The following is a 12,222-nucleotide window of genomic DNA, read 5'->3' as shown; positions in this document are numbered from 1 at the left end:
CTATTATGCATGATATTCGGCGTAAAATGGTTGTCGCGCTGATCGAGGAGTTCCTGACCGCACGGGCCACCCGCAAGCCCTCCCCGCACACCCAGGACGCGTACCGGCGGGACCTGACGAGCGTGGCCGTGCTCGCCGCGCAGCTCGCCACCCCCGCACTCCCCCTTGACCACCTGTGCGTCGAGGCCCTCTCCCCCAGGCTGATCCGGGCCGCCTTCGCCCGGTTCGCCACCGACCGGGCCGCCACCTCGGTCGGGCGGGCCTGGTCGACGTGGAACGGATTTTTCTCCTTCCTGGTGGCCGAGCAGGTGGTGCCGGGAAATCCGATGCCGGCGGTGGGGCGTCCTCGGGCTCCGCTTCCCCAACCCAAGCCGTTGCGCGGCGAGGAGACTCCCGAGCACCTGCTCGCCGCGGCCGCGCGGGCCGAGGGTCGGCAGCGTGACCCGTGGCCGGAACGGGACGTGGCGGTGCTCGCGGTGGCGCTGTGTGCGGGGTTGCGGCTGTCGGAGCTGCTGGCTCTGCGGGTCGGTTCGCTCGGTGGACGGCCCGGCGAACGTCGGATGGAGGTGTCCGGCAAGGGCGGGCGGCCTCGAACGGTGCCGGTGGAGCCGGGCCTGGACGCGGTGCTGACGGGCTATCTGGACAGCCGGGCGCGCCGGTTCGGTTCGCGTAAGGTGCGGCCGGATTCGCCGCTGCTGGTGGATCGGCGGGGTGAGCCGCTGCGTCGGGGTGGGTTGCAGTATCTGGTGGAGTCCTGCTTCCGGCGAGCCGGCATCGGCGACCGGGTGCCGCGCGGAGCGCGGTTGCACGCGCTGCGGCACACGTTCGCGACACGGTTGGCCGAGGACGGGGCGGGTGCGGCGGAAATCATGCGGTTGCTGGGGCACGCATCGTTGGCGTCGTCGCAGACGTACATCGAGGTGACCGCGGGTCAGCAGCGGGAGGCGGCGCGAGCGAATCGCACGAACCGGGCGTTGGCGGGTCTGGTGCGGCCGGTCAGCTGACCGCCTTCCTGACCAGGGTGGTGATCGTCTTCTCGGCTTCGTCGGTCAGTTCGGTGACGGCCAGTGAGGTGGACCAGAGGCCGCTGTCGTCGTCGAGGTTGGCCTCGGTGGTGAAGCCGAAGGTCGAGTAGCGCTCCTTGTCGGCGTGTCCGCTACGGAAGAAGCACACCACCTTCGTCTTCCTGGCGTAGGCCGGTTGTCCGTACCACAGCTTCGGTGACAACTCCGGGGCGTTGGTGGTGACGATGACGTGGATGCGTTCGGCCACCGCGCGGTCCGACGGCTCCATCTCGGCGATTTTGGACAGCACGTCGAGTTCGTCGGCCGCGGCCTTCTTGCCACGCCCGGGGCTTGTCTCCTTCCTCAGTTCCGCGGTGCGTTGCTTGATGGCGGCACGTTCCTGCTCGGAGAAGCCGTCGGTGCTCTTCTCACTCTTGGTCGCGCTCATCGCTGCACTCTCCTGGTCGTGATCGGGCTGCTGCCGCCGACGCTAACGTGCGTGGCGACCCTGATCTTCTCGGTTCCTGATCGATCCTTGCTCGCCGCTGATGTCGACACGCAGACTGGCGGTGACGCGACTGGCGGCACCGGGGATGGGATGGACCATCGGGAAGCTCTCGTCGTGGAGGTCGTCCGCCTGGGCCTCCACGGGTGGGGTGGACCATGTCGATGGTGATGAGCGCGGCGCGGCTGCTGCCGGGTGGGCCGGTGGCGGAGGCGATCCTGGCCGAGGTGGCCGAGGGTGTGGTGGGGCTGCGGGCGGCGGGGGTGACTCCGGCGTTGGCGACGGTGCTGGTGGGTGACGACCAGGCCAGTGCCGGTTACATCCGGATCAAGCAGCGGCAGGCGGCGAAGCTGGGTTTCGCCTCGCCGCATGTGCGGTTGCCGGCCTCGGCGTCGCAGGCCGATCTGCATGCGGTGCTGGCCGATTTCGACACGGATCAGGATGTGCACGGTGTGCTGCTGCAGTATCCGATACCCGGGGGCCTCGACTACGACCGGGCGTTGCAGACGCTGGAGCCGGATTCTGACGTCGACGGGATGCATCCGGTGAACATGGGGCGGCTGGCGTTGGGGTTACCGGGCCCGTTGCCGTGTACGCCGGCGGCGATCGAGGCGTTGTTGGCGTACCACGGGGTGTCGGTGGCAGGCCGTGAGGTGGTGGTGCTGGGGCGGGGTGCGACGTTGGGTCGGCCGTTGGCGATGCTGCTGGCGCAGAGGCGGCCGACGGCGGACGCGGCGGTGACGGTGGTGCATACCGGGGTGGCGGACTGGCCGCGGTACACCCGTCGGGCGGAGATCCTGGTGGCGGCGGCTGGGGTGCCGGGCATTGTGCGGCCGGAGCATGTTCGTCCGGGGGCGGTGGTGGTCGGCGGTGGGGTGCGGTACGCGGGGCGGCGGTTGTTGCCGGATGTGGATCCTTCGTGTGGCCGGGTGGCGGGGGCGATCACGCCGCGGGTTGGTGGGGTGGGTCCGGTGACGGTGGCGATGTTGTTCCGCAACGCGTTGAGGGCGGCCCGGTCAGCGGTTGGTGTGGTGGAACAGTCGTAGGGCGTCGGTGGTGGCGGCCGTACCGCCCTCTGTCGGTTTCTTTCAGCCGAGGTCGACCAGCAGGGGGCGGTGGTCGGAGATGGTCGACGACGGGGTCCGCACGGCGGTGACCGGCGGCAGTCGGTCGAAGCCCTGCCGGTCGGCGAGGGCGTGGTCGAGTTGGACGCGCGGCTGCCCGGCCGGGTAGGTGGGGCGGCGGCCCAGCAGGTGCCAGCCGGAGACGGTGCGGGCGGCCCAGGCGGGCAGGTTCAGGTCGCCGAGCAGGATCCGTGGTGCGGGCAGGGTGCGTAGCGCCCGGACGATCTGGCGTAGCTGGCGGGCGTTCCAGCCGGGCACGAAGGACAGGTGGGTGGCGGCGACGGTGAGCGGGCCGTGCGCGGTGTCCAGCACGGCGGCGAGCACCACCCGAGGTTCGTCGCGGAGCAGGACCAGTCCGCCGCCGGGGCCGGGCACGTACACCGGGGAGCGCACGGGGGCGGGGCGCAGTCGGGTCACCCGCCAGGTGAGCACCGGGTGGCGGGTGGCCAGGCCGACGCCGTAGCAGGGTTCGCCGTGGCCGTCGTCGTCGTGGGTCAGCGGGCGGAACGCCACTCCGGGGGTGCCGACCACGGCGGCGGCGAACCGGTGCTCGGCCGCGCCGAGGGCCTGCGCGGCGACGGCGGTCAGGTCGAGTTGGCCGCTGCGGGACTGGTCGCGGTCGACTTCCTGTAGGGCGAGGACGTCGGCGTCGAGGGCGGCGACGGCGGTGGCCAGTCGGGCCGGGTCGACCAGGCCGTCGTGCAGGGACCGGCCGTGCAGCAGGTTGAACGTGGCCAGGCGCACCGTGTCACCTTAGCGACGCGGTGGCACAGTTGCCCGATGGTGCGGGTGTTGCTCTGTTCGACGCTGGTTTTCGTGGCCGTCGCTGTGTTGGGGATCTGGTTGCGGCGGTGGCGTGACCGGTGAGGCTGGCCACAGCCGGCGGCGCGGCGTACGCCCTGGTGGGAAGAATTGCGGCTTGTGGAGTTGGACGGGTGGACGATCGCGATGCTGCTGTCCGCCGCCGCGTTGGCCGGTTGGGTGGACGCCGTGGTCGGTGGTGGCGGGTTGCTGTTGTTGCCGGCGCTTCTGGTGGCGGCGCCGGGGATGCCGCCGGCCACCGCGCTGGGCACCAACAAGTTGGCGGCGATAGCGGGAACGTCGACGGCGGCGGTGACGTTCGCCCGCCGCACCACGATCGACTGGCGGGTGGTGGGGCCTGCGGCTGCCCTGGCGGTGTTCTGCGCCGGGTTGGGTGCGGCGTTGGCCGGCGCGGTGCCGCCGTCGGCGTACCGGCCGGTGGTGTTGGTGGTGCTGGTGTCGGTGGCGTTGTTCGTGGTGCTGCGTCCCCGGCTGGGGGTGCGGGCGGTGCCGCGGCGGCGGACCCGGGTGCGGGTGGTGGCGGTGGTGTTGGTGGCGGGGGTGGGTATCGCCACCTACGACGGGTTGATCGGTCCGGGTACCGGCACGTTTCTGGTGGTGGCGTTCACCGCGTTGGTGGGTGCGGATTTTCTGCACGGTTCGGCGATGGCGAAGGTGGTCAACGCGGGCACCAACGCCGGTGCGTTGGTGGTGTTCGCGGCGACCGGCCACGTGTGGTGGCTGTTGGGGGCGGCGATGGCGGTGTGCAATATCGCGGGGGCGGCGGTGGGTGCCCGGATGGCGGTGCGTCGCGGGTCGGGGTTCGTGCGGGCGGTGCTGCTGGTGGTGGTGTTCGCCCTGGTGGCGAAGCTCGGCTATGACCAGTGGCTGGCCGGGTGAGCGGCACCTCCCGCGCGGGGGATCGTGGGCTGATGCCGGTCCGGGCGGACCATGACCGGGTTCCGGAGCCGGCGGGTTCAGCCGCTACGCGATGCGTCGAAGCGGCCGGCGCGGATCTCCCGTAGGGCACGGCGGCGGGTGTCGCCGTGCAGGGTGTCGACGTAGAGGCGGCCGGCGAGGTGGTCGGTTTCGTGTTGCAGGGCGCGGGCGAGGAAGCCGCTGCCGGCGATGGTGAGGGGTTCGCCGTGTTGGTCGAGGCCGTGCGCGGTGGCGTGCAGGGCGCGTGGGGTCGGGAAGTAGAGCCCGGGGATGGACAGGCAGCCCTCGTCGTCGTCCTGGAGTTCGTCGGACAGTTCCAGGGTCGGGTTGATCATGTGGCCGCGGTGTCCGTCGGCGTCGTAGACGAAGACTCGGGCGTTGACGCCGATCTGCGGTGCGGCGACGCCGGCGCGGCCGGGTGCGCCGAGCAGTGTGTCCATCAGGTCGGTGACCAGGGTGCGCAGTTCGGTGTCGAAGCGGGTCACCGGTTCGCTGGGGGTGCGCAGCACCGGGTCTCCGATGATTCGGATGTCGCGCATCGTCATGTGGGTGAGGCTACCGGCCGTGGGTGGTGGGGTGGGTGCCAGTAGGGCGGGGGAAGCCGGGTTCGCCGTGCATCAGGCGGTGCCAGGTCTCGTGGGTTCGCGGCGGTCGGGTCGGTGATGGGCTGGAGCAGCCGGGAGCGCAGGTCGTCGGTCGGCGATCATGATCAGGGGCGGCTGGTGGGCCACGGGCGTGTCCCTCTCGGTGTGCTGCCAGCAGCGTCCAGGGTGGCGCGCACCGGGGCGGTCTTCGCCGCCGCCTCGGCGACCTCGGCGTCGGGGTCGCTGTCCCAGGTGATGCCGCCGCCGGCCCACACGTGTACCGCGTGGGCGTCCATGGCGGCTGTGCGGATGGTCAGTCCCAGGTCTAGGTGGTCGTGGCCGACCCAGCCGAGGGCGCCCATGCCGGCGCCGCGGCCGACGGGTTCCAGGTCGGCAATGCGGTCCAGGGCGGCCAGCTTGGGTGCGCCGGTGACGGATCCGCCGGGGCAGACGGCGCGCAGCAGGTCGGCTAGGCCGAGCCCGTCGGCGACGTCGGCCCGTACCGTTGACTCCGCCTGCCACAGGTCGCACCAGCGGCGGACCGCGAACAGGTCGTCGACGCGGACGCTGCCGGTGCGGGCGATGCGGGCCATGTCGTTGCGTTCCAAGTCGACGATCATGATGTGTTCGGCGCGTTCCTTGGCGGAGGCGAGCAGGTCGGCGCGGCCGGCGGTGGTGGCCGGGCGGGTGCCTTTGATGGGCCGGGTGGTCAGGGTGCCGTGGCGGAGTTCGATCAGGGTTTCGGGGCTGGCGCAGCCGATGGCCCAGCCCGGGCCGGTGAGTAGGCCGCCGTAGCGGGCTCCGGGCAGGCGGCCGAGGCGGGCCAGGGCGGGGCGCGGGTCGCCGGTGTAGGTGGCGGCGGCGTGGCCGACCAGGTTGACCTGGTAGACCTCGCCGCGGCCGATGGCGTCGCGGACGGCGGTGACGGCGGCGGCGTGCTGGTGGGGTTGCCAGCTCTCGGTCCAGGTGCCGCGCCACCAGGGGGTGGCTGGCTGTGGGCGGGCCGGGGCGGCGGTGGTGTGGCCGTAGACGACGGCCACCACCTCGGGCAGGTCGGCGGGGTTGGCGGCGCCGGGGGCGCCGCCGGCCAGTAGGGCGCCGGCGGCGGCGGAGACGTAGAGCGCGGCGCCGCAGACGCCGTCGGGGTCGTGGCGGGTCGCCGGGCGGGCCAGGTCGTGCAGGCGCAGGCCGTGGGCGGCGAGGAATTCCTCGGTGCGCGTGGCGGGGTCTCCGCCGTCGGCCGGACGCCACTGCCAGCGGGCGCGTTCGACGAGGCGTCCCCGGCACGGCTCGGGTGCGGCGGGCGGATCGGCAACCACGAGTGGGAGCGCTTCCACGACGTCCGGACGATTGTTGGTCATCCGTTCAGCGGATTCCCGCACACCACGCGCACATCTGCTCGATGTGGCGCGCTTTCGCTTGGTACTGTGCGTCACTGGTCATGTGAACCATGACACAGTGCCCCCACAGTCCGGAGAACCCGATGTGCCAGCACCAACCCATTTGCCCCTCCGCCGACGCCATCGACCGGGAAGCCGCCAAGGTCATCGCCTGCTTCCGTGAGCAGGGTTGGAGCCTGCTCTGCAACGGCGTCATCATCTTCGAGGACACCGGCGAACTGCTCCCCGACGGCAGCAGCATCGCACCGCACCGCGGCCCCGCCCGACACGCGCTCGCCGCCTGACAATCACGATCCGTCACGCCATCCTTCCGCGCCGACCCAGGCTAGTCCCCCGGTCAGGGACCACCACTACCAGGTCGGCGCGGTGCCGGGGCCGCCGTGCGGCGCCCCCGGCGCCCGGTCATTCCTCGTACGCCTGCGGTGACGGACACGAGCAGACCAGATTCCGGTCACCGTACCCACCGTCGACCCGGCGCACCGGCGGCCAGTACTTCGCCACCCGATCCACCCCGGAGGGCCAGCCACCCACCGACCGTGGGTACGGGTGCGGCCACTCGTCCCCGGCGAGCATCGTCGCCGTGTGTGGCGCGTTGACGAGCGGATTGTCACCCGCCGGCCACCCACCCGAACCAACCTTGTCGATCTCCGCCCGGATCGCGATCATCGCGTCACAGAACCGGTCCAGTTCGGTCAGGTCCTCGCTCTCGGTGGGTTCCACCATCAGCGTCCCCGCCACCGGGAACGACATCGTCGGTGCGTGGAACCCGTAGTCGATCAGCCGCTTCGCCACATCGTCGACGCTCACCCCGGTCGCCTTCGTCAACGGCCGCAGATCCAGGATGCACTCGTGGGCCACCAGGCCCTTGTTGCCCGCGTACAGCACCGGGAAGTGCCCCCGCAGCCGCACCGCCACATAGTTGGCCGCCAGCACCGCCACCCCCGTCGCACGGGCCAGCCCGTCGGCGCCCATCATCCGCAGGTACGCCCACGGAATCGGCAGGATCCCCGCCGACCCGTACCGGGCCGCCGCGATCGCCGGCCGACCCGCCACCGGCGCACCGGCCGGGTCCCCCGGCAGGAACGGCGCCAGGTGCGCCCGCACCGCCACCGGACCCACACCCGGCCCACCACCACCGTGCGGGATGCAGAACGTCTTGTGCAGGTTCAGGTGCGACACGTCCGCGCCGAACCGTCCCGGCTTGGCGAACCCGACCAACGCGTTCAGGTTCGCCCCGTCCACGTACACCTGCCCGCCGGCGTCGTGGACCTTCGCGCACAGTGACGCGATGCCCGTCTCGTACACCCCGTGCGTCGACGGGTACGTCACCATGATCGCTGCCAGGTCGTCCCGGTTGGCGGCGATCTTCGCGTCGAGGTCGACCATGTCGACGTTGCCGTCGTCGTCGCAGCCGACCACCACCACCCGCATCCCGGCCATCACCGCACTCGCGGCGTTCGTGCCGTGCGCCGACGACGGGATCAGACACACGGTGCGGTGCTGCTCCCCACGGTCACGGTGGTACGCGCGGATCGCCAGCAGCCCGGCCAACTCTCCCTGCGAACCGGCGTTGGGCTGCACGCTGACCGCGTCGTAGCCGGTCAGCTCCGCCAGCCACCGCTCCAACTGGCCGATCAGCTGCCGGTAGCCGGCGGTCTGCTCGGCCGGGGCGAACGGGTGCAGGTGGGCGAACTCGGCCCAGCTCACCGGTTCCATCTCGGTGGTCGCGTTGAGTTTCATCGTGCACGAACCGAGCGGAATCATGCCCCGGTCCAGCGCGTAGTCGAAATCGGCCAGCCGGCGCAGGTACCGCAACATCGCCGTCTCCGAGCGGTGTGACCGGAACACCGGGTGGGTGAGGAAGTCACTGGTCCGGGCCAGTCCCACCGGCAGCCCGGTGCCCACCTCGCCGGTGACCGGCGCGACGCCGAACGCCGCCCACACCGCCGCCAGGTGACCGGCGGTGGTGGTCTCGTCGCAGGAGATCCCGACCCGGTCGGCGTCGACCAGCCGCAGGTTCACCCCACCCCGTGCGGCTGCGTCGACCACCTCGGCGGCCCGGCCCGGCACGGTCGCCGTCACCGTGTCGAAGAACGGCACGTCGGCCACGTCCACCCCGCCGGCGCGCAGCCCGGCCGCCAGCCGGGCCGCCATCTCGCCGGTACCCGCCGCGATGGCCCGCAGGCCGTCCGGGCCGTGGTATACCGCGTACATGCCGGCCATCACGGCCAGCAGCACCTGCGCGGTACAGATGTTGCTGGTCGCCTTCTCCCGACGGATGTGCTGCTCACGTGTCTGCAACGCCAGCCGGTACGCCGGATCTCCGGCACCGTCACGAGACACCCCGACCAGCCGCCCCGGCAACATCCGCTCCAACCCGGCACGCACCGCCAGGTATCCGGCGTGCGGCCCACCGAAGCCCATCGGCACCCCGAAACGCTGGGTGGTGCCGGCCGCGATGTCGGCCCCGATCTCCCCCGGCGCGCGCAGCAGCGTCAACGCCAGCAGGTCCGCCGCCACCGTCACCAACGCACCGGCCGCGTGCGCGGCCTCCACCAGCGGCGCATGGTCACGCACCGCCCCGGACGCGCCCGGGAACTGCAGGTGCACGCCGAAGAAGTCCGCCGGCAACGCCTCGACGTCCAGGTCGAGCACCCGCACGTCGATTCCGAGTGGCTCGGCCCGCCCGACGATCACCGCGATGGTCTGCGGCAGGGTGTCCGCGTCGACCACGTACACCGGGCTCTTGCTCTTCGACGCCCGCCGCGCCAGCGTCATCGCCTCCGCCGCCGCCGTACCCTCGTCGAGCATCGACGCGTTCGCCGTCGCCAACCCGGTCAGGTCGGACACCATCGTCTGGAAGTTCAGCAGCGCCTCCAGCCGACCCTGGCTGATCTCCGGCTGATACGGCGTGTACGCCGTGTACCAGGCCGGGTTCTCCAGCACGTTGCGGCGGATCACCGCCGGCGTGTGGGTCCCGTGATAACCCAACCCGATCATTGACACGGCGACGGTGTTGCGGCCGGCCATCTCCCGCAACTCGGCCAGGGCCTCACGCTCGCTGGCCGGCTCCGGCAGATCCAGCCGGCCGTGCCAGCGGATCACCTCGGGGATCGCCGCGTCCATCAGCTCGTCGATCAAGGCGTACCCGACGGCGTCGAGCATCCGGCTCTCGTCGTCGGGACCCGGACCGATGTGACGGTCGGCGAACTTCTCTGCGGTCATGGGCGGCGCTCCTGCGGGGGGCGGGGGTCGACGGGTCGGCCCTCCCCCTCTGTCACACCCACGGGCGCTCCACAGTGCCTGACCGACGCGGTCCTTCTGCCTGAGAGGTTCCGGGGAGGATTTGCCCCTTCGGCGCCGCCCGGCTGCCGCCAGGCGGTCTCTCCCGCGTCGGTGCTACCGGCGAGATCAACGCTACCAGCGGGCCCGGCGGCCCGCAGCCAACCCCCCGCCCTACCGCCCGACAGCGGCCGACGCCACCGGCCCGGTGGTGGCGGCCGCGCCGGCCGGCGACCCGTCGCCGAGCAGCCGACCGGCCAGCACCGGCAGCAGCCGACCCAACGGGGCGTCCACCCGCAGCGCGGCGTGCACGTCACCACGGGTCGGACCCTGGTTGACGATCACCACCGGCACCCCGTGCCGCACCGCCCGCACCACGAACCGACGCCCCGACATCACCGTCAGTGACGAACCCAGCACCAACAGCAGCCGAGCCTGCTCCACCATCGCGAAACACCGCTGCACCCGGACGGCGGGCACCGTCTCACCGAAGAACACCACGTCAGGCTTGAGGACACCACCACAACCCAGGCAGTCGACGGTACGGAACCCCGCCACCTGGACGTCGTCGAGATCCACGTCACCATCGGGGTTGGTCGCGCCGGCCGCCGCCACGAACTGCGGGTTGACCCGCCGCAACCGCCGATCCAGGTCCAGCCGCGCCGTGCCCTGCCCGCAACCCAGACAGACCACCTGATCCAGCCGGCCGTGTAGCTCCAGCACGTCACGGCTGCCGGCAGCCGTGTGCAGGCCGTCGACGTTCTGCGTGATGACCCCGCTGACCAGCCCGCCGAGCTGCAGCCGGGCCACCGCCCGGTGCCCGTCGTTCGGTGCCGCCCCCGCGATCAGCTGCCACCCCAGATGACTACGGGCCCAGTACCGGCGGCGCGCCGCCGCGTCGCCGACGAACGTCTGATACGTCATCGGAGTGTGCCGGCGGGCAACACCACTCGGACCCCGATAGTCGGGAATGCCCGAATCGGTGGACAGTCCGGCCCCGCTGAGCACCACCACGCCACCACCGGCCACCAGGCCCGCCACCGGCTCGATCACCTCGTCCACCCGACCATGGTGCCCCAGCCAGGGCACCGCCGACGAACCCGCCGAGCGCCGGCCCGACACCACCGGTCACACCGACCAGGTCAACGCTGCCGCACACACCGGCAGCGCCCACATCAACGCTGCTGATGACGCGGCAACGACCGCGCCGGCCCGGCGCCGACCGCCGGTGACTGCGGCTGCCCGATGCGCTCCATCGTGCGGGCCAACTGCTCGCTACCATCGTCGAGGTGTCGCGCCGCCGCCTGCATGTGCGACACCATCATCTCGCCGTAGATCCGCAGTGCCTCCCGCGCGGCAACCCCGTCGTCGAACGTCGGCCCGGCCGCCACGTGGTAGTCCTGCACCGCCCGCTCCGCCTCCTGCCGGGCCTGCTCCACCGCCGCCCGCACGTAACTCTCGTACTGGGTGCGGGCGTACTCGGCGACCCGCCGGGCGTAGTCGTGCGCCTGCGCGATGATCTGCTCGGCTTCCCGCTGCGCCGCCGAGAGCAGATTCACCTCCTTGGCGGCCGGTGCCTTCGGCGCCGGACCGGAACTCGGGATCACCCCGTGCCGATGCAACTCCACGTGATCGTTGAGCCGCTCGTTCTCCGCCCGCAGATTCGCCACCTGCGTCGAGAGCAGATCCAACTCGTCGGCCACCTGCATCCGGAACCGGTCCACGTCGGCGTGGTCGAAGCCACGCCGACCCAACGACGACGACCCGAACTCCCACCGTCGCACCCGGTCAGCGGTCATCCGCACCTGCCCGCCGCCAGCGACCTGCACACCGTCGTACCTGCCGACCGCAGGCGCGCTCACCGTACCGGCCTGCCACTCACGGCTGCGGGGCTCACTCACCGGGCACCTCCAGAATCGTCAGGCCCGCACTCCCCCGGCCGGTTCAGGTCCAACCCCACCACCTGCGTCACCGTCAACCAGGGACACGACGCGACCCTCTTGTCGAGGGCGTCGACGTCGTAGAACTCGCTGCGCGAGCGGGCACCCACATACACATCGACCCGACGCCGCGACCCCTCAGCGGCCACCTGCTCCACCAGCGCCTTCAACGGCGCAACCCGTACACGACCGCACCGCCGGATGAGACACACCGACCGACTGACCCGGGTGGAACGGCAACAGGTACTGCGGGCGCAGCGTCAACACCGCCACGTCGAACGCCCGCCGCTCATGCCCGACGATCTCCGCCACCCACCACGGAGCCTCGAGGAAATGCCGCACCGTCGCCAGCAACGCCTCCCCCACCGCCGGGTAGTGCTCCACCCGCACCGCGAACCTGCGGTGGTCGGCGCCGAGATCCTGCAGAAACCCGACCAGCCGATCCACCTGGTCCACCTGCGACACGATGTGACCGAGCGCGTTGACCAGCCGATCCCGCTGTCCCGCCATGTTGGTCGGGAACATCGGCCGGGTCTCGGGATACGCCAGAAACAGCGTCGAGTAGAAGTAGAGCGGCACCTGGTCGCCGTTCGCGACCACCAGGGACCAACTCTGCTTGAGACGAGAGACGTCCACGCTCAGG

The 12,222-nt window shown here is 71.6% G+C and carries 12 protein-coding genes and 2 riboswitches; of the genes, 4 read left to right on the top strand and 8 right to left on the bottom strand.

The window, feature by feature from the left end; genetic code table 11:
* Positions 1–5: 5 nt before the first annotated feature.
* A complete protein-coding gene (locus ACFHWY_RS07245; RefSeq protein WP_416579331.1) occupies positions 6–1,004 on the top strand; it encodes a tyrosine-type recombinase/integrase in 999 nt (332 codons plus the stop codon).
* On the opposite strand, the gene ACFHWY_RS07240 is transcribed toward ACFHWY_RS07245, so the two are convergent.
* Entirely contained in the window at positions 997–1,452 is a 456-nt protein-coding gene (locus tag ACFHWY_RS07240) for a DUF1801 domain-containing protein (RefSeq protein ID WP_416579330.1), read from the bottom strand. The genes ACFHWY_RS07245 and ACFHWY_RS07240 overlap by 8 nt on opposite strands.
* A 117-nt stretch (positions 1,453–1,569) precedes the next feature.
* Positions 1,570–1,654, top strand: a riboswitch (ZMP/ZTP riboswitch).
* 25 nt (positions 1,655–1,679) lie between these two features.
* Here ACFHWY_RS07240 and ACFHWY_RS07235 point away from each other — a divergent pair.
* Entirely contained in the window at positions 1,680–2,555 is an 876-nt protein-coding gene (locus ACFHWY_RS07235; RefSeq protein WP_416579329.1) for a bifunctional 5,10-methylenetetrahydrofolate dehydrogenase/5,10-methenyltetrahydrofolate cyclohydrolase, read from the top strand.
* Between the two features lie 42 nt (positions 2,556–2,597).
* On the opposite strand, the gene ACFHWY_RS07230 is transcribed toward ACFHWY_RS07235, so the two are convergent.
* Entirely contained in the window at positions 2,598–3,377 is a 780-nt protein-coding gene (locus tag ACFHWY_RS07230) for an endonuclease/exonuclease/phosphatase family protein (RefSeq protein WP_416579328.1), read from the bottom strand.
* A gap of 204 nt (positions 3,378–3,581) precedes the next feature.
* Here ACFHWY_RS07230 and ACFHWY_RS07225 point away from each other — a divergent pair, with 204 nt between their 5' ends.
* Entirely contained in the window at positions 3,582–4,334 is a 753-nt protein-coding gene (locus ACFHWY_RS07225) for a sulfite exporter TauE/SafE family protein (protein ID WP_416579541.1), read from the top strand.
* Positions 4,335–4,411: 77 nt separating this feature from the next.
* Here ACFHWY_RS07225 and def read toward each other — a convergent pair whose 3' ends face one another.
* Together def and ACFHWY_RS07215 are read right to left on the bottom strand one after the other, a co-directional pair.
* Positions 4,412–4,918, bottom strand: coding sequence for a peptide deformylase (gene def / locus ACFHWY_RS07220; protein ID WP_416579327.1), 507 nt, complete (start codon positions 4,916–4,918; stop codon positions 4,412–4,414).
* 164 nt (positions 4,919–5,082) lie between these two features.
* Entirely contained in the window at positions 5,083–6,318 is a 1,236-nt protein-coding gene (locus ACFHWY_RS07215; RefSeq protein ID WP_416579326.1) for a chorismate-binding protein, read from the bottom strand.
* A gap of 122 nt (positions 6,319–6,440) precedes the next feature.
* On the opposite strand from ACFHWY_RS07215, the gene ACFHWY_RS07210 reads away from it, so the two are divergent.
* Positions 6,441–6,641, top strand: coding sequence for a DUF5999 family protein (locus tag ACFHWY_RS07210; protein ID WP_416579325.1), 201 nt, complete (start codon positions 6,441–6,443; stop codon positions 6,639–6,641).
* Positions 6,642–6,759: 118 nt separating this feature from the next.
* Here ACFHWY_RS07210 and gcvP read toward each other — a convergent pair whose 3' ends face one another.
* The 4 genes from gcvP to ACFHWY_RS07190 all read right to left on the bottom strand — a co-directional run bounded on the left by gcvP (position 6,760) and on the right by ACFHWY_RS07190 (position 12,215).
* Positions 6,760–9,582: an aminomethyl-transferring glycine dehydrogenase gene (gene gcvP, locus ACFHWY_RS07205; RefSeq protein ID WP_416579324.1), complete on the bottom strand. Its 2,823-nt coding sequence runs from the start codon at positions 9,580–9,582 to the stop codon at positions 6,760–6,762.
* A gap of 78 nt (positions 9,583–9,660) precedes the next feature.
* Positions 9,661–9,758, bottom strand: a riboswitch (glycine riboswitch).
* A gap of 55 nt (positions 9,759–9,813) precedes the next feature.
* Positions 9,814–10,701, bottom strand: a complete 888-nt coding sequence (locus tag ACFHWY_RS07200) for an NAD-dependent protein deacetylase (RefSeq protein ID WP_416579323.1) — start codon at positions 10,699–10,701, stop codon at positions 9,814–9,816.
* A gap of 113 nt (positions 10,702–10,814) precedes the next feature.
* Positions 10,815–11,540: a DivIVA domain-containing protein gene (locus ACFHWY_RS07195; RefSeq protein ID WP_416579322.1), complete on the bottom strand. Its 726-nt coding sequence runs from the start codon at positions 11,538–11,540 to the stop codon at positions 10,815–10,817.
* 177 nt (positions 11,541–11,717) lie between these two features.
* Entirely contained in the window at positions 11,718–12,215 is a 498-nt protein-coding gene (locus ACFHWY_RS07190) for a globin domain-containing protein (protein WP_416579321.1), read from the bottom strand.
* Between the last annotated feature and the right edge of the window lie 7 nt (positions 12,216–12,222).

The sequence above is a fragment of the Micromonospora sp. LOL_024 genome, assembly GCF_048060415.1.
Classification (GTDB): domain Bacteria; phylum Actinomycetota; class Actinomycetes; order Mycobacteriales; family Micromonosporaceae; genus Micromonospora.
This window is presented reverse-complemented; position numbering and strand designations above follow the sequence as displayed.